Here is a 20,290-nt window from a genome sequence, read left to right on the forward strand (position 1 = left end):
TAGTTACTGCTTTGTAGCAGGCGCAGAGTTTGATTTATCTGCTGGCAAGATTTGCACAAAAAACTCACCCTCTTTAATAAGGCCATGCTCAACACGCGCACGCTCTTCAATTGCACGAGTTCCATCTTTTAAATCTTTTACATCCCCAGCAAGTTTGGCATTACGTAGGGCCAAGAGGCTGTTTTTAGCCTCTTGTAGCTCTACGTGTTTCTCCATTTCATAAACCTTTAGCCATCCACCCTTACCCAGCCACAGTGGGAACTGGATTGCAAGAAGCAATGCCAGCATGGAGTAGATAACTATACGCATAGATAGCGAGTGTATTAACGGCTGAGATTATAGAAAACCGACTTACCAGGATAGGTCGCTACATCACCCAAATCCTCTTCAATACGCAGCAATTGATTGTATTTAGCAATACGATCAGAACGAGATAATGAGCCAGTCTTAATCTGGCCAGCATTAGTACCAACCGCAATATCTGCAATTGTGCTGTCTTCAGTTTCACCTGAGCGATGAGAAATTACAGCAGTGTAATTTGCACGCTTTGCCATTTCAATCGCAGCAAAAGTTTCAGTTAATGTACCGATTTGGTTGATTTTGATCAGAATGGAATTGGCAATACCCTTTTCAATTCCCTCTTTCAAAATGCGAGTATTAGTTACAAATAAATCATCTCCAACCAACTGGATCTTTTTGCCAAGCTTGTTAGTGATATCAGCCCAGCCATCCCAATCACTCTCATGCATGCCATCTTCAATAGACACGATCGGGAACTGATCAGCCAAATTACCGAGATAATCGGAAAACTCGCTAGAGCTCAGTTGCAAACCTTCTCCTGACAAATGATATTTGCCATCTTTGTAAAACTCACTTGCAGCACAATCTAGTGCTAATAAAACATCTTCACCAGCTTGATATCCAGCGCCTTCAATGGCCTTCATAATCGTTTGTAGACACTCGTGGTTGCTCTTAAAGTTTGGGGCAAAGCCACCCTCATCGCCAACCGTAGTTGGCATGCCTTGTGAGCCGATAATCTTTTTGAGTTCATGAAAAATTTCTGCACCGCAACGGAGCGCATCACGGAAGCTTTCAGCGCCAACTGGCATCACCATGAACTCTTGAATATCCAGACTATTGTTTGCGTGTGCACCACCATTCACAATGTTCATCATTGGAACTGGTAACTGCATGCCGCCAGAGCCGCCAAAGTAACGATACAAAGGCAAACCCGCCTCTTCCGCAGCTGCTCTTGCTACAGCCATGGATACTGCCAGTGTTGCATTAGCACCTAATCGAGCCTTATTGTGAGTGCCATCTAAGTCAATCAGCGTCTTATCTAGAAAAGCTTGCTCGCTCGCATCCAAGCCAAGGATGGTTTCAGCAATTTCAACATTGATGTTTTGTACTGCTTTTAGTACACCTTTACCCAAGTAGCGAGATTTATCGCCATCACGCAATTCAATGGCCTCGCGGGAGCCGGTGGATGCGCCTGATGGCACGGCTGCACGACCCATTACCCCTGATTCAAGTAAAATATCACACTCTACTGTGGGATTGCCGCGTGAATCAAGAACTTCTCTACCAATGATGTCAACAATGGCGCTCATGCACCTTCTCCTTAAAACAATATGAAATTAGGTATCTAAATAAATTAATTATTTGAAGCTATCTTCTAAAAATGCATTGGTTGATTTCACAACGCTATCGATTGCAAGTAAGGACTCCAATAACTCCTTCATGCGATTAAGCGGTACTGCGTTAGGACCATCCGACAGAGCGTTAGCGGGATCTGGGTGTGTTTCCATAAACAATCCACTAACGCCAACAGCAACTGCAGCGCGAGCTAGCACTGGAACAAATTCTCGCTGACCGCCGCTAGAGCTGCCTTGCCCACCAGGCAGTTGGACAGAATGTGTAGCATCAAACACTACAGGCGCCTTTGACTCTCGCAATATCGCAAGACTCCTCATATCCGATACAAGATTGTTGTAACCAAATGATGCGCCGCGTTCACAAACCATAAATTGATCAGGAAGGTTTTTTTCGGCCGCAGCAACTCTTGCTTTCTCAACCACATTGAGCATCTCTTGTGGAGAGAGGAATTGACCTTTTTTGAAGTTCACTGGCTTACCACTCTGGGCACAGGCGCGAATAAAGTCTGTTTGTCTGCAGAGGAATGCAGGCGTTTGCAATACATCTACAACCTGCGCAACTGGAGCAATCTCAGCAATATCATGCACATCAGTTAATACAGGTACACCAATCTGCTTTTTGACTTTCGCAAGAATCTCAAGGCCCTTATCCATCCCCAGCCCACGAAATGAATTTCCGGATGAGCGATTCGCTTTGTCAAAAGAAGATTTATAAATGAATGGGATATTGAGAGATGATGTGATCTCCTTTAGCTGTCCAGCAACATCAATTGCAGACAGTTCTGACTCAATCACACAAGTACCAGCAATTAGGAAAAAACGTTGATCTAAACCAACGTTATAGCCACAAAGCTTGAAAGTACTCATCTCAAGCTACCTGCTTCAGTGTAGCGTCTTGATGAACAAGTGACGCATTAATAAATGCCGAGAAGAGAGGATGTCCATCGCGAGGCGTAGAAGTGAACTCAGGGTGAAATTGAACACCGAAAAACCAAGGATGCATAGACTCAGGCAACTCCATCATCTCAGGCAATGCCTCATTTGGTGTTCTGGCCGAGATAACCAAGCCTGCTTGCTCCAACTTTGGCACGTACAGATTATTTACTTCATAGCGATGGCGGTGACGCTCATTTACTTCTGCACCATAAATGCGATGAGCAAGTGTATTTGGCTTGATTGGGCAGCGTTGCGAACCGAGGCGCATTGTTCCACCTAAATCTGAATCATTTGATCGTTTTTCAACACGACCTTCGCGATCAAGCCATTCGGTAATTAGGGCAACTACTGGACTATCCGTATCAGCATCAAACTCAGTACTATTTGCCTTCGCAATTTTAGCCACATGACGGGCAAACTCAATTACTGCCAATTGCATTCCCAAGCATATGCCTAAGTAAGGAACATTGTTTTCTCGTGCATAACGAATAGCAGCAATCTTACCTTCTGTCCCGCGCTTGCCAAAACCTCCAGGTACTAGAATTGCGTCAAGCTCTTTTAGGCAACCAACGCCATCTTTTTCAATTTGCTCAGAATCAATATAGTTGATATTTACACGAGTGTGCGTGTGAATACCTGCATGGCGCAAGGCCTCAATTAGCGACTTATAGGATTCAGTAAGCTCAACATACTTGCCAACCATGCCAATAGTGACCTCATGCTTTGGATTTGCAAGTTCATAAACTAAATTTGCCCAAACAGATAGATCGGCAGGTTTAGCATTTAACTCCAACTCACGGCAAATAAGATCATCCATTCCTTGAGAGTGCAGCATCTCAGGAATCTTATAGATAGTATCGACATCCCAAACAGAAATCACAGCCTCTTCTCTTACATTTGAGAAAAGAGAAATTTTTGCGCGCTCATCATCAGGTATCGGACGATCTGCGCGACAGAGAAGCACGGTTGGCATGATGCCAATTTCCCTTAACTTCTGAACAGAGTGCTGTGTAGGCTTTGTCTTTAGCTCTCCAGCACTATTGATATAAGGGACGAGAGTTAAATGTACAAATGCACAGCTATGCACCGGAAGGCGCAAACTCATCTGCCTTGCAGCCTCGAGGAATGGGAGGGACTCAATATCGCCTACCGTTCCACCAATTTCACAAATTGCGACATCCGCCATGCCTTCGTGACTTGCCTTTGCACCGCGCTCAATAAAAGCCTGAATCTCGTTAGTAATGTGCGGAATGACTTGAACCGTTTTCCCCAAATACTCACCACGACGCTCTTTGCTGATGACAGACTCATAAATCTGCCCCGTGGTGAAGTTATTACTCTTACGCATCTTTGCAGAAACAAAGCGCTCGTAGTGACCCAAATCTAAATCAGTTTCTGCGCCATCTTCGGTAACAAAAACCTCACCATGCTGCAAAGGACTCATGGTGCCCGGATCAACGTTGATATATGGATCTAATTTTAGGAGGGTGACTTTCAGGCCGCGGGATTCGAGAATCGCGGCAAGCGAGGCAGCTGCAATTCCTTTCCCTAAAGAAGAAACCACACCACCAGTGACAAAAACGTATTTGGTCATCGCTTAAGCTCTGTTGGAAAAAGTAATTATAACGATAGCCGAAGATAAACAGTTGATTTGAAACGGGGTAATATGGCTCTAAATGATTAAAAAAACGATATTCGCCCTTCTATTCGCCGTCCTTTTGGGCTTGGTGGGTGTGACATCAGCTCAAACTGTTGACTCAATTACAGGGGTTTGGAAAACCTTTGACGATGAGACAAATCAACCAGCTGCCCTAGTCCAAATTATCGAAAAAAATGGTGTTTTTTCTGGGATTATTACCAAAGTGCTCGATAACTCAGGACCCTCGACTTGCGATAAGTGCACGGATTTCCGAAAAGGCAAGCCAATTCTAGGGATGGAGATCCTTTCCGGTCTTAAAAAGACAGGTGACAGCTACTCTGGCGGTCAAATTCTAGATCCAGACGATGGCGAAGTTTATAAGGCTGAGATGAAATTAAAAGAACAAGGTGCTAAATTAGACCTTAGAGCCTATATTGGTATTCCCCTGCTTGGTAGAACTCAAACCTGGATCCGTGAGAAATAAGTCTGATGCGCCTATTATTTGCCATTCTTATTGCCCTACTATCCCTTTTTTATTTCCTGCCTTTTGCGATTGCCTTCAACCGTAAGCGTGCTAACACAGGGGCTATTTTTGCCCTAAACCTGTTTTTAGGGTGGTCGCTCATTGGCTGGGTTGTGGCCCTAGTTTGGGCCCTAAAAGAAGAAAATGTAGTTTAGCGCTACCTACTAAAACCCTTAGGGTTTAAACTCTTATATAAGACTTAAATTAGTAACTATAATGGGCTAAATCGGGTAAAAATACCCTTTTGGCCTGTCTTTTATCACTTTTACCGCATAGGAACCACCATGTTAGACGCCTATAACGCCCAAGTTGCTGAACGTGCCGCCCTTGGCATTCCCGCTCTCCCGCTTACTAAAGATCAAGTAGCGGAATTAGTGAAGTTGCTCAAGAACCCTCCGGCAGGCAAGGAGAAAGAATTAGTTGAGCTAATCACCAACCGAGTGCCAGCTGGTGTTGACGAGGCGGCGAAGGTAAAGGCTGAGTTTTTGGATGCTGTAGCAAAAGGAACAGAAAAATCCCCACTGATCTCGCGCGTAAAAGCTACAGAACTATTAGGCACCATGCTTGGTGGTTACAACATCAAGCCATTGGTTGAACTTCTCTCGGATGCTGAGTGTGGCTCCGCTGCTGCTGCAGCTCTAAAGAAAACCTTGTTGATGTTTGATTACTTCCACGACGTTCAGGAGCTAGCTGAAAAAGGTAATGCAAATGCTAAGGCTGTTTTACAAAGCTGGGCTGATGCAGAGTGGTTTACAAGTCGCCCTGCTGTTCCAGAAAGCATGAAGTTGACTGTATTTAAAGTTACAGGTGAAACCAACACGGATGACCTATCTCCAGCACCTGATGCTTGGAGTCGTCCAGACATCCCATTGCATGCAACCGTGATGCTCAAGAACCCACGTCCTGGCATTGAACCTGATGAGCCTGGTGTCCGGGGACCAATGAAGCAAATCGAAGCCTTACAAAAGAAAGGCAATTTGATCGCATACGTAGGCGACGTTGTTGGAACCGGCTCATCCCGCAAATCCGCAACCAACTCAGTGTTGTGGTGGACCGGTGAAGATATTCCATTTGTTCCTAATAAACGTTTTGGTGGCGTTTGTTTGGGCACAAAGATTGCTCCCATTTTCTTTAACACCATGGAAGATGCTGGAGCATTACCGATTGAATTGGATGTATCTCAAATGAATATGGGCGATGAGATTGAATTGCGCCCATATGAGGGTAAAGCGTTTAAAGATGGTAAAGAAATTGCAAGCTTCTCTCTCAAGTCCCCTGTAATTTTTGACGAAGTGCGTGCTGGTGGCCGTATTCCATTGATCGTTGGTCGTGGCTTAACTGCAAAAGCTCGCGCAGCACTGGGCTTGCCTGCCTCTACAGAATTCCGCGTCCCAGTTAGTCCGCCTGATAACAAAAAAGGTTTCAGCTTGGCGCAAAAGATGGTTGGTCGTGCATGCGGTCTACCAGAGGGTCAAGGCGTTCGCCCAGGTACCTACTGCGAACCCCATATGACAACTGTAGGCTCACAAGATACAACGGGTCCAATGACTCGCGATGAGTTAAAAGATTTAGCCTGCTTAGGCTTCTCTGCAGATTTGGTGATGCAATCTTTCTGTCACACCTCCGCATATCCAAAACCAGTTGATATTCGCACCCACCATGAGTTACCTGCATTTATGACTAATCGTGGTGGCGTAGCATTGCGTCCAGGTGATGGCGTGATCCATAGCTGGCTCAATCGCTTGTTACTTCCTGATACTTGTGGCACTGGTGGTGATAGCCATACTCGCTTTCCTATTGGTATCTCCTTCCCAGCAGGTTCTGGTTTGGTTGCCTTTGCAGCAGCTACTGGCGTAATGCCCCTTGATATGCCTGAATCAGTATTGGTTCGCTTCAAAGGAAAAATGCAGCCAGGCATCACATTACGTGACCTTGTAAATGCAATTCCTCTTTATGCGATCAAAAAAGGTTTGTTAACTGTTGAAAAGCAAGGCAAGAAGAATATTTTCTCTGGTCGTATATTAGAAATCGAAGGCTTGCCAGATCTCAAGGTTGAGCAGGCATTTGAACTCTCTGATGCGTCAGCAGAGCGCTCTGCCGGCGGTTGTGCGGTTCAATTGAATAAAGAGCCTATCATCGAGTACATGCAGTCCAACATCACTTTAATGAAGTGGATGATTGCCAATGGCTACGAAGATAAACGCACTTTAGGTCGCCGCATCAAAGCAATGGAAGCTTGGATTGCAAAGCCTGAATTACTCAAGGCCGATGAAAACGCAGACTATGCCGAGATCATTGAAATCGATATGAACGATATCAAAGAGCCAATCCTAGCCTGCCCTAACGATCCAGATGATGTGAAGTTCCTCTCTGAAGTTGCTGGCGAGAAAATCGATGAAGTATTTATCGGTTCTTGCATGACCAATATTGGCCACTTCCGTGCTGCAGGTAAAGTGCTTGAAGGCAAATCAGATATCCCAACACGCTTGTGGATTGCGCCTCCTACCAAGATGGATCAAATGGTTCTAACTGAAGAAGGTTACTACGGCATTTTGGGTCGTACTGGTGCACGCATGGAAACCCCAGGTTGCTCACTATGTATGGGTAATCAAGCGCAAATCCGTAAGGGCTCTACTGCTGTTTCAACTTCAACACGTAATTTCCCAAATCGTCTTGGTATAGATACACGCGTATTCTTGGCTTCTGCTGAGTTGGCATCTGTAGCAGCCCTTTTAGGACGCTTACCAACTCCAAAAGAATATTTGGAGCAAGTAGAGTCTCTTAATGCGAAATCAGCCGAAGTTTATCGTTATATGAACTTTGACAAGATCAAGTCATTTAGCGAAGTAGCCGACACCGTTTCGGTTTAAGCATAATAAGTCAACACAGTCGGCTTAACAATAAAAAGGCGATCACATGATCGCCTTTTTATTTACCCATAAATTATTAACAATTAAATTTAGATATTGAGCTTAGTATCTTGACGAGCGTTGGCTCTACGAAGGCCTGATACCCACGTACTTGTTGGCAACCCAGTCTTCTCCATAATCAACTTCGCACGTTTTGCAACATCTTTCCATTCCACAACTAACGGCGGACCTTTGAATGCCATAGCTACTACATTGCAATCATGTGACTCAGGAAATAATAAAACCCGATCATCAAAAGCTTCGCAGATGTTCCTGAGATTGGTATCAAAGCTCTTATGTCGTGAAAACAGGTTCACTGTCATTACGCCAGGGCTTTTAAGAATATCGCAACAGCCCTTATAGAAGTCAAGCGAGCTAGCAGCTGGTCCATCGCAAATGGCATCATACAAATCTACTTGTACAGCATCAAATTGATTCCAATTTCGACTTGACTTGACAAATGCTTTAGCGTCAGTTTGTAGGGTTTCTAATCTACGATCATCATCAGGGGTGAAAAACATGGAGCGTGCAGACACTATAACTGCCGGATTTAATTCCACAACTGTGGTTTTAACTGCTGCGCAATGGCGATGCTGAAACTTGGTCAAAGCACCTGTTCCAAGGCCTAATTGAGCAACCCTCATTCCCGGCTTTGTTTCAAGGAAAAGCAGCCAAGCCATCATCTGTTGGTTATATTCAAGATAGATTTCGTCAGGATCACGAATGCGCATTGCTCCTTGGATTAAATCTGTTCCAAAGTGCAAATACCGAATACCCCCGCTTTCGGAGAAGGTTACTGGTTCCATTGCTAGCAAGATTATTTAGCCCAAACGCGAGCGTTACGGAATAAACGTAACCATGGACTAGCGCCATCAGGCGCATCAAGCCACTCTGGGGGGCACCAACTCATTTGCGCGGCTCGGAACACACGCTCTGGATGAGGCATCATCACCGTGAAGCGACCATCCGGAGTGGTTACTCCCGTTAGACCGCCTGGCGAGCCATTTGGATTCATGGGATATATCTCGGTTGGTTTACCGACATGATCTACAAAGCGTAGTGCAGATAAACCTTGGCTTTCAATTTTCCCCAGGTTACCTTGCTGGCTGAAATTGGCAAACCCTTCACCATGAGCAATAGCAATTGGTAACTGACTGCCTTCCATGCCTTGCGTAAAGATCGATGGAGATGACAATACCTCAGCCATGACTAAGCGTGCCTCATACTGCTCTGATTGATTACGAGTAAATTTAGGCCATGCTTCGGCACCTGGAATGATTCCCGCAAGGTTGCTCATCATCTGGCAACCGTTACAAACACCTAAAGCAAAACTATCCTGGCGATTGAAGAATTTTTCAAATTGATCACGCAATTGCTGGTTAAACAAAATGGTCTTTGCCCAACCCTCACCCGCACCAAGAACATCTCCATAACTGAATCCACCGCAGGCAATTAAACCCCTGAATTCATCTAGCTTGGCTTTACCGCTTAAAAGATCTGACATATGCACGTCGAAGCTATCAAAACCAGCCCAGTTAATGGCATAAGCCATTTCGACGTGTGAGTTCACACCCTGCTCACGCAAAATTGCTACTTTAGGTCTAGCGTTTTTATTGATAAACGGCGCAGATACATCATCGGCAATATCGAACGTCAATTTAGGTGACATGCCAGGGTCGCCTAGGTTGTCTAATAGCGCAAACTCTGAATCAGCGCAGTCTGGGTTGTCGCGCATACGAGCAATTTGATAGCTCGTATTGGCCCACATTTTCTGCAATACCTCACGAGGTTCAGAAAAAATTTTCTTTGCATCACGCCAAATTTCAATGTGGCCATTTGTATTAGGTTTCCCAATAACATGGCTATATGCGCTTAGGCCAAGCTTACGCAATGTAGCAAATACAGCATCACGATCTTCCCTGCGAACCTGTATGACAGCACCAAGCTCCTCATTAAATAATGCACGCATGGTTTGTTCATGACGACGTCCAGAAACTTGTTGTGCCCAGTTTTTAGCATCACCATGATCGGGTTCTTGGCCGGCATCAACCGCAATCATGTCTACATTAATAGAGATGCCAGTGTGAGATGCAAAAGCCATCTCTGATATACATGCTAGCAAACCACCATCAGAACGGTCATGGTATGCAAGTAATTGGTTGTTTTTACGAAGCTCAATGATGGCGGCAGCAAGATTCTTGAGATCTTCAGGATGATCAAGGTCTGGAGCAGTCTTGCCTGACTGATTTAGTACCTGCGAAAAAATGCTGCCAGCCATGCGATTTTTACCACGGCCCAAATCAATCAAAATCAATTCTGTTTCCAGAGGCGAGCCATCTGAATTATTGAGCTTAAGTAAAGGAGTTGTAGTTTTGCGAACATCATGCACTGAAGCAAATGCAGAAATGATCAAAGAAACTGGAGCAACCACCTTCTTGGCTTGACCGCCCTCTTTCCACTCGGTAGCCATCGACAAGGAATCTTTACCCACAGGAATTGAAATCCCAAGGGCAGGACAAAGCTCCATACCAACTGCTTTAACAGAGTCATAAAGCTTTGCATCTTCACCGGGCACACCACAAGCCGCCATCCAGTTTGCGGAAAGCTTGACATCCTCTATTCGATTAATGTCAGCGGCCAATAAATTGGTTATAGCCTCACCAACTGCCATTCGGGCAGCGGCTGGGGCATCAATCACCGCAACTGGAGTGCGCTCGCCCATGGACATCGCTTCACCACGATACCCATTGTAATCCATCATAGTGACAGCACAATCTGCCACTGGTACTTGCCAAGGACCGACAAACTGATCGCGTGCATTTAAACCGCCAACCGTACGGTCGCCAATCGTAATAAGAAATGATTTGCTGGCAACTGTTGGTTGTTGAAGTACCCAGGCAATAGATTGAGCCAAATCCGCATCTGTTATGTCAAGCTCTGAAAACGATTGGTGCTCACGTTTAACATCTCGGTGCATGCGTGGCGGTTTGCCCAACAAAACCTCCATGGGCATATCAATTGGCAAAGCATTCTCGGAACCTGCAGGCTGCTTCGAATCAAGTAATCGCAATTGGCGTTCTTGAGTTGCCTCACCCACTACCGCAAACGGGCAACGTTCACGCTCGCAGAAGGATCTAAATAAGTCTAAGTCTTTAGCTTCTATGGCTAATACATAGCGCTCTTGAGACTCGTTACACCAGATCTCCGCAGGACTCATGCCACTTTCCTCAAGCGGCACACTGCGCAACTTAAATTGAGCACCCAATCCTGCGCCATCAGCTAACTCAGGGAAAGCGTTGGATAGACCACCAGCGCCAACGTCATGAATGGACACAATTGGATTTTGATCACCCAATGCACGGCAGGCATTAATCACTTCTTGAGCGCGACGCTCCATTTCTGGATTACCACGTTGTACTGAATCAAAGTCGAGATCCGCAGTATTTGTGCCAGTAGCAACAGAGCTACCTGTCGCCCCTCCCATACCAATACGCATTCCAGGACCGCCCAGCTGAATCAATAAATGGCCAGGCTGAATGTTTTTCTTATGTGTGTGAATCGAATCAATACTTCCAATACCACCCGCAATCATGATGGGCTTATGGTAGCCACGACGTAAGCCACCAAGCGTCTGCTCAAATACACGAAAGTAGCCACCCAAAATAGGTCTGCCGAACTCATTATTAAATGCGGCGCCACCAAGCGGGCCTTCGGTCATGATTTGTAACGGTGTTGCAATACGCTCAGGCTTTCCATACCGCTCTTCTTCCCATGGAAGATTGGTGCCAGGAATATTGAGGTTTGAAACAGAAAAACCAGTCAATCCAGCTTTTGGACGACCGCCAATACCAGTAGCACCTTCATCACGAATTTCACCGCCTGCGCCGGTTGAGGCACCAGGAAAAGGAGCAATTGCCGTTGGGTGATTATGTGTTTCCACCTTCATCAAAGTGTGAACAAGGCGAGTATCTTTTACGTAGCGGTGTTCATTGCCTTGCGGCGCCCATGTCTCTGCTTCACATCCGGCCATAATGGCTGAGTTATCTGAATAGGCAACAATCGTGCCTTCTGACTGCAATTGATGCGTATAGCGAATCATGGCAAACAAAGATTTATCTTGATCTTCGCCATCAATCGTCCAGCTTGAATTGAAAATCTTATGACGGCAGTGTTCGCTATTAGCTTGCGCAAACATCATTAACTCTACATCGCTTGGATTGCGATTGAGTCGTTCAAAATTTTCCGCAAGGTAACTTATTTCATCATCTGACAAGGCTAAACCAAGCTCTTGATTCGCCTTGTCTAAGGCCGCTCTGCCCTCGCTTAGCACTGGAATGCGCGCTAAAGGACGATCATCTAATGTTTGATATAGCTGATTAGCCGATTCGACAGAATCAATCACTGACTCCGTCATACGATCGTGAATCGCTGCCAAGACAAGCTGGTGTTGCTCAGTATTTAAAGGCTTTTTTGATTTCCACGAAAACTGAATTCCTCGCTCAATTCTCAAAACATCTAATCCACATTGCCGAGCAATATCAGTTGCCTTGCTAGCCCAAGGTGAAACAGTGCCAAAACGAGGAATAACAATTGCGACTTGAATATCGCCTGCGCCTTTTCCAAACAGAGACTTTCCAGCAGACAACTGGGAAACGAAAGGCTGGCCATAAGTTAAAAGATTTTGAAGAACTTGTTCTTTATCCAATCCAATCTTTTCTTCAGACCAGATGAAGTGTAAAAATTGCGCCTCAATTGATTCAAGCTCTATTCCTTGTGATCTTAAGGAGGCTAGAAGACGCTGTTGGCGGAAGGCGGAAAGCGCAGTTGCGCCGGTCAAAAAGTGAAAAAAGGACATCCCTAGATTATAAGGTTTTACCTACACCAAACGTCCGCCCCGCAGGTGGATTTGACGTTGACACCTGCCAGCCAAGGCTGGGTCATGGGTGACCAATATCAAGGTAGATTGGTTGGCCTGATTTAGGTCAAAAAGTAGATCAATGACCCTTTTACCACTAGACTCATCCAGGCTTCCCGTGGGCTCATCCGCAAAGAGGATCTTGGGTTTTGTAATGAAGGCTCGTGCCAGCGCTACACGTTGTTGCTCGCCCCCAGAAAGGGTTTTTGGGGAATGATTAAGGCGATCTTGGAGGCCAACCCTCTCTAGACAGGCTTTAGCATCACAGAACGCATTTGGATTGCCCTGCATTTGGGCTGGCAAGGCAACATTCTCTAGAGCCGTCAAATGAGATAGCAACTGAAATGACTGAAACACAAATCCTATGTGCTCGCCTCGTAATCTTGCCCTACCATCTTCATCTAGTTCGCCTAGATTTTGCCCCATTAAGATGACATATCCCGAGCTGGGAAGATCCAATCCAGCCATTATGCCAAGCAAAGTGCTCTTACCAGATCCCGATGCACCAGTAATAGCAACGCTCTCGCCATGATCTATAGCAAAGTTAATGTCGTGCAAAATTGACAAAACACCATCGCTTGATGAAACTTCTTTATCAAGGTGGTTGGCGATAAGAGCCTTTGCGGAAATAGTCATATATGCATCAAAAACGTATAGCCAAACTAATTGAACAATGTACTCTAACTAGTATAGTTTGCCTGTTATTTGCATTCAGCTCTTGGGTAAGCGCCAATCCGGTCATCTTGGTCTTGGGAGACAGCCTTTCGGCAGAATATGGCCTACCGCGTGGAAGTGGTTGGGTAAAACAGCTCGAACAAGAATTACATAAACAAAAAAGTAACTGGTCAGTATTTAATGCCAGCATCAGCGGGGAAACAAGTTCTGGCGGACTTACAAGGCTACCTACTCTCCTAGAATCCAAAAAACCTGAAATTGTGTTTTTGGAGTTAGGCGCAAATGATGCTTTACGCGGCTTAACGATTGAACAGACCAAAGACAATCTACAAAAAATGATTCAGCTGTCTAAACGTTCTGGTGCAAAGGTGCTGCTATTTGGCATGCAGATACCACCAAACTATGGACAGCAGTACACCAAACAATTTAAAGATTTATATCCTATGCTTGCATCACAAGAAGGTATTCAACTTCTGCCATTTTTTTTGGATGGCGTAGCTCAGAGTAAGGATTTATTTCAGGCGGATAACATTCATCCAAATGTTGCAGCCCAATCAATTCTCTTTAAAAACGTATGGGGCGCTATGGCCCCATACCAGTTAATACTATCTCCAAAAAGATAATTTAGAATTAACTACCCGATCCAGTAGAGAGGGGTTTTAGAGGATTGATCACTTTTACACTTGCGGCATCACGCCAGTAAGACATAAATCCTGCAAATTCAGATTGCGCTGCAAGCGCTTGTATTTGCTGAGCCTGGGCCTTATGAACCTTGGGGTCCACGCTAGTTGGTTGACGGACCTGGTCAACACGGTACAGAGTTACACCAACCCCAGGATTACTTACTGAAACTACGGCTGGAAATTTATCTGGACTAATTGACATCACATCATCTAAAGCAGGACCCACTAAATTGGAGGGCTTGTTGCGAGATGCCCAGACAGGCGTTGCAAAACCAGCGGCGTTTTTAGGATCTTTTTCAAGCGCAGAAAATTTATCGGCAGCAGCGGCAACAGCGAGTTTTTCAGCAGCGCGCTGACTTACTTGTCGCTTCACTTCACTTGCAACATCCTTAAAAGGAAGAATTTGTGCCGGATGAAAAGTGACCACTCGAGCGGATACAAAAACTCCTGGTGAAGTTTGAACGGTCTCAGTGTTACGTTTATTTTTTATCGCTTCGTCACCAAACAGAGACTGAACCACTTTAGGATTAGCCAGGGGATGATCTTTCGATACACCGGTGGGACCAGAGCGAGTCATGCCCTTTTGGGTTTGAACAGTCAGCTTTAACTTATCAGCGGCTGGCTTCAAGCTGTCTGACTGATCATAAGTCATATTGGCGAATTGATCGGCCTTCTCACTAAATACTTTGGCATCTTCTTTAGGATCGGCTTTAAGTACGATGTATTCAACATCCACATACTCAGGACTTTCAAATAACTTACTATTCGCGTTGTAGAAGGTCTGAAGTTCCTCTTGCGTTGGATTTACCTTGCTTAAAAAATCCTTTGCATTAAAGGATAAGGATTGCACCTGACGCTCGGTTTCATATAGCGTAGAAATGACTTCGGATAATTTTGGTGTTCCAATCTCAGTACGCGCAACAGAGTTAACCAATTGATTAATCTTTAAATCAAAAGCTTGACTTGCGTAGAACTGCTCTTCATTTAAGCCATTGCTAGCAAGTAACTGTTTAAAACGTACATCATCAAAGCTACCATCTTGACGATATAAGGCACGAATTTGAGGGATGCCCTGTAAACTTTTGATCAGAGCCTCTTTGCCAACTTGCAAACGTAAATTTTGCACAGCAAATCCAAGGATGCGTTGTTGCAGTAATTCATTTAGGATGGCTTGACGAAACTGCAAGCTTTGCGCAATTTGCAAATTACCGCCAACCCTCTCCGCTTGACGTTTAGCTGCGTTATCAACCTCTTGTGCAGTAATTGGTTTTCCACTTACCTTCACCAAATCAGTTTCCTTGTCCATAAAACTGGAGTAGCTAGAAATTCCAAACATCACAAATGATGGGACGATAAACAGCATGAGAACCAATTGAAGTATTTTTTGGTGTTTACGAACGGTATCAAACATGAATATTCTGGCTATTAAAGTTAGGCAATAAAGCGTGCAACTTTAAGAGTTTACTAGGCTATGGGAATTCAGAGAATAAAGCCAAGAACGGGCTTTAGATGTAAATATTTGGTGGGCGCTGAGAGGCTCGAACTCCCGACATTCTGCGTGTAAGGCAGACGCTCTACCAACTGAGCTAAGCGCCCCAAATCATTACAGCTGAGATTGTAACCTAAGCGCGGAATTCTTGATTAAAAAACGCTAAATCCAGCAACTTAAATAGCTGAATTTAGCGCCTAGATGCAAGTAAATAAAGAGTTAGTGCTTTAGCACCTTACTCGAGGCAGCAGCTTCAGAAGCTTTGCTTGCCTCGGCTGCCTTTTTAGCCAACTCTTCGGCCGTAAGCTCTGGGAGAGCCTCTGGCATACGCTCTAAAGCAAGCTCTAGCACCTTATCAATCCAGCGTACAGGAACAATTTCAATTGCATTCTTAACATTATCAGGAATATCAATCAAATCTTTGACGTTTTCTTCTGGAATCAAGGCAAGCTTAATTCCACCGCGATGCGCAGCTAGCAATTTCTCCTTCAGGCCGCCGATAGGAAGAACTTCGCCACGCAAGGTAATTTCACCGGTCATCGCTACATCAGATCGAATCGGAATTCCCGTAAAGACGGAAACCAAGGCCGTAGTAATGGCAATACCTGCTGAAGGACCGTCCTTAGGAGTTGCACCATCTGGAAAGTGAATGTGAATATCTTTTTTCTCAAAGGACTCATCCTCAATACCAAGGCCTCGTGCTCGTGAACGAACCACTGTTCGCGCAGCCTCTACAGACTCCTTCATCACGTCACCAATGGAGCCTGTTCTCGTGATCACACCTTTACCAGGCATCACAGCAGCTTCGATAGTTAAAAGATCTCCACCAACTTCAGTCCATGCAAGGCCTGTAACCTGTCCAACCTGATTCTCTTTGCCAGCTAAACCAAAGTCAAACATACGAACAGATAAGAACTTCTCTAGATTCTCAGCATTTACCACTACTGGGGCAGCCTCTTTCTTCAAAAGCAGAAGTTTCACTACCTTACGACAGATCTTGCTGATTTCTCTCTCTAAAGAACGAACACCGGCTTCGCGTGTGTAATAGCGAATGATATTGCGCACAGCGCTCTCTTCAATCTTGAGCTCATCTCTTTTCAAACCATTGTTTTTGATTTGTTTTGGAATTAAGTAGTTAACAGCGATACTGGTCTTTTCATCTTCCGTATAACCAGCCAAACGAATGATCTCCAAGCGATCAAGCAATGGGCCTGGAATATTCAAAGAGTTCGATGTTGCTACAAACATCACATCAGATAAATCAAAGTCCACTTCTACATAGTGATCTTGAAAAGTGTGATTTTGTTCTGGATCCAAAACTTCCAGCAATGCACTTGCAGGATCTCCACGGAAATCCATACCCATCTTATCAACCTCATCCAAGAGGAATAATGGATTACGTACACCCACTTTAGTCAGGCTAGTCAAAATCTTACCTGGCATTGAACCAATATAGGTTCGACGGTGCCCACGAATCTCAGATTCGTCACGCACGCCGCCCAAAGCCATGCGTACAAACTTACGATTAGTGGCGCGCGCAATAGATTGACCCAATGAGGTTTTGCCCACACCAGGAGGTCCAACAAGACAAAGAATTGGTGCTTTTACTCTATCAACTCGCTGCTGAACCGCGAGGTATTCTAGGATACGCTCTTTGACCTTATCTAAGCCATAGTGATCCTCATCTAATACCTTCTCGGCATTGGAAAGATCGTTGTTGATCTTGGTTTTTTTCTTCCAAGGCAAATTCACAAGAGTATCAATGAAGTTACGAATCACGGTTGCCTCAGCAGACATCGGTGACATCAACTTCAGTTTCTTGAGTTCGGATTCAGCTTTTTTCAAAGCTTCTTTAGGCATACGAGCAGCTTTGATACGCTTCTCAAGCTCTTCGAGATCAGCGCCCTCTTCGCCTTCGCCGAGTTCCTTCTGAATCGCCTTAACTTGCTCATTCAAATAGTACTCGCGCTGACTCTTTTCCATCTGGCGCTTAACGCGACCACGAATTCGTTTCTCCACCTGGAGAATATCGATTTCACTCTCAAGATCGGCCAATAGACTCTCAAGACGCTGAACTACGTCAGTCATCTCAAGCAAGCGTTGCTTTTGCTCCAACTTGACAGGCAAATGTGCACAAATGGTGTCTGCCAAACGGCTTGGATCATCAATGCCACCTAACGAGGACAGAATCTCCTGAGGAACTTTCTTATTAAGCTTCACGTATTGATCAAACTGGGCCATGATCGCACGACGCAATGCCTCTGTTTCATGCGCATCAATTGCATTGATTGCGGTAGGTGTAGCTTCACAATTGAAATAGCCAAGACTATCTTCAATTTGACTAACCTCTGCACGCTGCACGCCCTCAACCAGCACCTTCACCGTTCCATCAGGAAGCTTTAGCATCTGCAAAATATTGGCAATACATCCAACCTCATAGAGATCTTCAATACCAGGCTCATCCTTAGCAGCCGTTTTTTGAGCAACCAAAAGAACGTTTTTCCCTGTTTCCATTGCAGCTTCGAGAGCTTTTATGGATTTTGGACGTCCCACAAAGAGTGGAATCACCATATGAGGAAATACCACCACATCCCTTAGGGGCAGTAATGGCAATTGAATCGGTTCAGAGGGTAGTAATAGGTGGCCAGGCATAAAGGCAATTCCTCCAAGTAATTAATCCTCAAGGGTCTCCACTAGTAGCTTGATGATTCTCAACCACTAAATAGGGACATTATTAATGAGTAGCATACTACCTATATGGGTGGTAGTTTTAGAAATTCAAGAGGAAAAGGTGCGAAAAATGGGCAAAAATGCCCAAAAAATAGCGAAAACCCTAAGAATTTAGGCTTTTTTACTTAAATCGGCTTGTTCGATATCTTGCTTATAGACTAAAAGAGGTTTGCCACCCTCGGCAATGCAAGATTCGTCAATGACAACCTTTTGTACGTTCTTCAAAGATGGCAGGTCATACATCACATCCATTAAAGAACCTTCTAGGATAGATCTAAGGCCGCGAGCACCCGTTTTACGTGCAATAGCCTTCTTGGCGATCGCAGATAAGGCCTCACGGCGCACCTCGAGCTCTGAGCCCTCCATGGTCAAAAGTGCTTGGTATTGCTTCACTAGAGCATTTTTGGGCTCTGTCAGAATGGCAATTAATGCTGCCTCATCTAATTGAGCTAAAGTAGCAACTACAGGCAAACGGCCTATTAACTCGGGAATTAAACCAAACTTGATCAAATCCTCTGGCTCTACTTCAAGCAATAAATCGCTGACGCCACGATCATCCTTGCCAGGAACGGTTGCATTAAAACCTATGCCAGTTTTCGCAGTGCGCTGCTGAATCACTTTTTCCAAGCCATCAAATGCACCGCCGCAAATAAAAAGAATATTGGTAGTGTCAACTTGCAGGAAATCCTGATTGGGGTGCTTGCGTCCACCTTGTGGCGGCACAGATGCCATCGTGCCTTCAACTAATTTCAGCAAAGCTTGCTGAACACCTTCACCAGATACATCACGAGTGATAGATGGGTTATCAGATTTACGTGAAATCTTATCTATCTCATCGATGTAAACAATTCCGCGCTGCGCCTTTTCTACGTTGTAATCGCAAGCTTGCAATAATTTCTGAATGATATTTTCAACGTCTTCACCAACATAACCAGCTTCAGTTAAGGTGGTAGCGTCAGCCATCACAAACGGAACATCGAGCATGCGGGCCAATGTTTGCGCAAGCAAGGTCTTTCCAGAACCCGTTGGTCCGATTAATAAGATATTACTTTTTGCTAACTCAACGCCATCAACTATTGCTTTTGCAGGTGCTTTTGATTCTTTTTTATCACTTGCTTCTACGGGCTTGCCATCCTTATCCAACTTCTCTTTTTTTGGCTTTGGCAAATACTGTAAACGCTTATAGTGGTTATAAACAGCTACGGCTAATGTCTTTTTCGCCTGGTCCTGACCAATCACATACTGATCCAGATTTTCACGAATCTGATGTGGCGTAGGTAAGGAATCATCGCCCTCTTCCTTTGGAAGCTTAGCAATCTCTTCTTGAATAATGTCGGTGCAAAGATCAATGCACTCATCACAAATAAATACTGAGGGCCCAGCAATCAGCTTCCTTACTTCATGCTGACTTTTGCCGCAAAAAGAGCAATACAAAACCTTATCGCCTGAATTTGTTGTTGTGTCGCTCAATCTATTTACCCAAAGAGTAATTAAAAGAAAATTTTATGGACGCTTTTCGATGACCGTATCGATCAAGCCATATTCACGAGCTTGCTCTGCAGACATGAAGTTATCACGATCGGTATCTTTGGCAATAGTTTCAATTGATTGGCCAGTGCGATCAGCCAAAATATTGTTCAAGCGCTCACGCAAATACAAAATTTCACGTGCCTGAATTTCGATATCAGAAGCCTGACCGCGAGCACCTCCCAATGGCTGGTGAATCATTACTCGGGAGTTTGGTAGCGCAAAGCGCTTGCCCTTTTCACCTGCGCACAGTAAGAATGCGCCCATACTCGCAGCCATACCCATACATAAAGTGCTAACGTGTGGCTTGATGAACTGCATGGTGTCATAAATTGCCAGACCAGCGGAAACTGACCCGCCTGGCGAATTTATGTACAAGGAAATGTCCTTATCTGGATTTTCACTTTCCAAGAACAGTAATTGTGCAATAACAAGGTTTGCGGTTTGATCGTTTACCTCTCCAACCAAAAACACAACACGCTCACGCAAAAGACGTGAATAAATATCGTATGCACGCTCACCACGACCAGAGGTCTCAATAACCATCGGAACCAAACCCAGACCTTTTGGTTCTAGACTTTCAGCTTGTAAATGGCTCTGAATCATTTA

At 44.8% G+C, this 20,290-nt stretch carries 15 protein-coding genes and 1 tRNA gene; 4 read left to right on the forward strand and 12 right to left on the reverse strand.

Going from position 1 to position 20,290, the window contains the following annotated elements:
• Positions 1–3 precede the first annotated feature (3 nt).
• From ftsB to NHB35_RS05350, 4 genes are read right to left on the reverse strand one after another with little or no spacing between them, the layout of a single operon-like run.
• On the reverse strand, positions 4–309 hold the full coding sequence (ftsB, locus tag NHB35_RS05335) for a cell division protein FtsB (protein ID WP_353433339.1): 306 nt from the start codon (positions 307–309) through the stop codon (positions 4–6).
• A 14-nt stretch (positions 310–323) separates the two neighbouring features.
• A complete protein-coding gene (gene eno / locus NHB35_RS05340) occupies positions 324–1,610 on the reverse strand; it encodes a phosphopyruvate hydratase (RefSeq protein WP_353433340.1) in 1,287 nt (428 codons plus the stop codon).
• 48 nt (positions 1,611–1,658) lie between these two features.
• On the reverse strand, positions 1,659–2,522 hold the full coding sequence (gene kdsA, locus NHB35_RS05345; protein WP_353433341.1) for a 3-deoxy-8-phosphooctulonate synthase: 864 nt from the start codon (positions 2,520–2,522) through the stop codon (positions 1,659–1,661).
• Position 2,523: 1 nt separating this feature from the next.
• The gene (locus tag NHB35_RS05350) at positions 2,524–4,185 is read right to left on the reverse strand and encodes a CTP synthase (protein ID WP_353433342.1); all 1,662 of its coding nucleotides are present in this window, start codon (positions 4,183–4,185) and stop codon (positions 2,524–2,526) included.
• An 82-nt stretch (positions 4,186–4,267) separates the two neighbouring features.
• Between NHB35_RS05350 and NHB35_RS05355 the strand changes: the two genes are divergently transcribed.
• The 3 genes from NHB35_RS05355 (at position 4,268) to NHB35_RS05365 (ending at position 7,623) form a co-directional block, all read left to right on the forward strand.
• Complete coding sequence (locus NHB35_RS05355) at positions 4,268–4,714, forward strand: DUF2147 domain-containing protein (protein WP_353433343.1); 447 nt, start codon at positions 4,268–4,270, stop codon at positions 4,712–4,714.
• Positions 4,715–4,719: 5 nt separating this feature from the next.
• A complete protein-coding gene (locus tag NHB35_RS05360) occupies positions 4,720–4,908 on the forward strand; it encodes a superinfection immunity protein (RefSeq protein WP_353433344.1) in 189 nt (62 codons plus the stop codon).
• 129 nt (positions 4,909–5,037) lie between these two features.
• On the forward strand, positions 5,038–7,623 hold the full coding sequence (locus NHB35_RS05365; RefSeq protein WP_353433345.1) for a bifunctional aconitate hydratase 2/2-methylisocitrate dehydratase: 2,586 nt from the start codon (positions 5,038–5,040) through the stop codon (positions 7,621–7,623).
• 89 nt (positions 7,624–7,712) lie between these two features.
• Here NHB35_RS05365 and NHB35_RS05370 read toward each other — a convergent pair whose 3' ends face one another.
• Genes NHB35_RS05370 through NHB35_RS05380 form a run of 3 tightly spaced genes read right to left on the reverse strand, consistent with a single transcriptional unit; the run spans position 7,713 to position 13,207 of the window.
• Positions 7,713–8,468 carry a spermidine synthase gene (locus NHB35_RS05370; RefSeq protein WP_353433346.1) on the reverse strand — a complete coding sequence of 252 codons (756 nt, stop codon included), beginning with the start codon at positions 8,466–8,468 and terminating at the stop codon, positions 7,713–7,715.
• Positions 8,469–8,479: 11 nt separating this feature from the next.
• Entirely contained in the window at positions 8,480–12,517 is a 4,038-nt protein-coding gene (gene purL, locus NHB35_RS05375; protein WP_353433347.1) for a phosphoribosylformylglycinamidine synthase, read from the reverse strand.
• 21 nt (positions 12,518–12,538) lie between these two features.
• Positions 12,539–13,207 carry an ABC transporter ATP-binding protein gene (locus tag NHB35_RS05380; RefSeq protein ID WP_353433399.1) on the reverse strand — a complete coding sequence of 223 codons (669 nt, stop codon included), beginning with the start codon at positions 13,205–13,207 and terminating at the stop codon, positions 12,539–12,541.
• 8 nt (positions 13,208–13,215) lie between these two features.
• Here NHB35_RS05380 and NHB35_RS05385 point away from each other — a divergent pair, with 8 nt between their 5' ends.
• Positions 13,216–13,875 (forward strand): arylesterase, encoded by a 660-nt coding sequence (locus NHB35_RS05385; protein ID WP_353433348.1) that lies wholly within the window; start codon positions 13,216–13,218, stop codon positions 13,873–13,875.
• A 7-nt stretch (positions 13,876–13,882) separates the two neighbouring features.
• On the opposite strand, the gene NHB35_RS05390 is transcribed toward NHB35_RS05385, so the two are convergent.
• The 5 genes from NHB35_RS05390 to clpP all read right to left on the reverse strand — a co-directional run bounded on the left by NHB35_RS05390 (position 13,883) and on the right by clpP (position 20,287).
• Entirely contained in the window at positions 13,883–15,346 is a 1,464-nt protein-coding gene (locus NHB35_RS05390; protein WP_353433349.1) for a SurA N-terminal domain-containing protein, read from the reverse strand.
• A gap of 109 nt (positions 15,347–15,455) precedes the next feature.
• Positions 15,456–15,531 (reverse strand) — tRNA-Val (locus NHB35_RS05395).
• 112 nt (positions 15,532–15,643) lie between these two features.
• Positions 15,644–18,076 carry an endopeptidase La gene (gene lon / locus NHB35_RS05400; RefSeq protein WP_353433350.1) on the reverse strand — a complete coding sequence of 811 codons (2,433 nt, stop codon included), beginning with the start codon at positions 18,074–18,076 and terminating at the stop codon, positions 15,644–15,646.
• A gap of 189 nt (positions 18,077–18,265) precedes the next feature.
• The gene (gene clpX, locus NHB35_RS05405; protein WP_353433351.1) at positions 18,266–19,624 is read right to left on the reverse strand and encodes an ATP-dependent Clp protease ATP-binding subunit ClpX; all 1,359 of its coding nucleotides are present in this window, start codon (positions 19,622–19,624) and stop codon (positions 18,266–18,268) included.
• Between the two features lie 33 nt (positions 19,625–19,657).
• Positions 19,658–20,287, reverse strand: a complete 630-nt coding sequence (gene clpP, locus NHB35_RS05410; RefSeq protein ID WP_353433352.1) for an ATP-dependent Clp endopeptidase proteolytic subunit ClpP — start codon at positions 20,285–20,287, stop codon at positions 19,658–19,660.
• Positions 20,288–20,290: the final 3 nt, after the last annotated feature.

It is taken from the genome of Polynucleobacter sp. MWH-UH23A (genome assembly GCF_040409805.1).
GTDB lineage: Bacteria > Pseudomonadota > Gammaproteobacteria > Burkholderiales > Burkholderiaceae > Polynucleobacter.

Coding starts and splice junctions, on each gene's coding strand:
- ftsB (WP_353433339.1), bottom strand. CDS start 309: ATGCGTATAGTTATCTACTCCATGCTGGCATTGCTTCTTGCAATCCAG.
- eno (WP_353433340.1), bottom strand. CDS start 1,610: ATGAGCGCCATTGTTGACATCATTGGTAGAGAAGTTCTTGATTCACGC.
- kdsA (WP_353433341.1), bottom strand. CDS start 2,522: ATGAGTACTTTCAAGCTTTGTGGCTATAACGTTGGTTTAGATCAACGT.
- NHB35_RS05350 (WP_353433342.1), bottom strand. CDS start 4,185: ATGACCAAATACGTTTTTGTCACTGGTGGTGTGGTTTCTTCTTTAGGG.
- NHB35_RS05355 (WP_353433343.1), top strand. CDS start 4,268: ATGATTAAAAAAACGATATTCGCCCTTCTATTCGCCGTCCTTTTGGGC.
- NHB35_RS05360 (WP_353433344.1), top strand. CDS start 4,720: ATGCGCCTATTATTTGCCATTCTTATTGCCCTACTATCCCTTTTTTAT.
- NHB35_RS05365 (WP_353433345.1), top strand. CDS start 5,038: ATGTTAGACGCCTATAACGCCCAAGTTGCTGAACGTGCCGCCCTTGGC.
- NHB35_RS05370 (WP_353433346.1), bottom strand. CDS start 8,468: ATGGAACCAGTAACCTTCTCCGAAAGCGGGGGTATTCGGTATTTGCAC.
- purL (WP_353433347.1), bottom strand. CDS start 12,517: ATGTCCTTTTTTCACTTTTTGACCGGCGCAACTGCGCTTTCCGCCTTC.
- NHB35_RS05385 (WP_353433348.1), top strand. CDS start 13,216: ATGCATCAAAAACGTATAGCCAAACTAATTGAACAATGTACTCTAACT.
- NHB35_RS05390 (WP_353433349.1), bottom strand. CDS start 15,346: ATGTTTGATACCGTTCGTAAACACCAAAAAATACTTCAATTGGTTCTC.
- lon (WP_353433350.1), bottom strand. CDS start 18,076: ATGCCTGGCCACCTATTACTACCCTCTGAACCGATTCAATTGCCATTA.
- clpP (WP_353433352.1), bottom strand. CDS start 20,287: ATGATTCAGAGCCATTTACAAGCTGAAAGTCTAGAACCAAAAGGTCTG.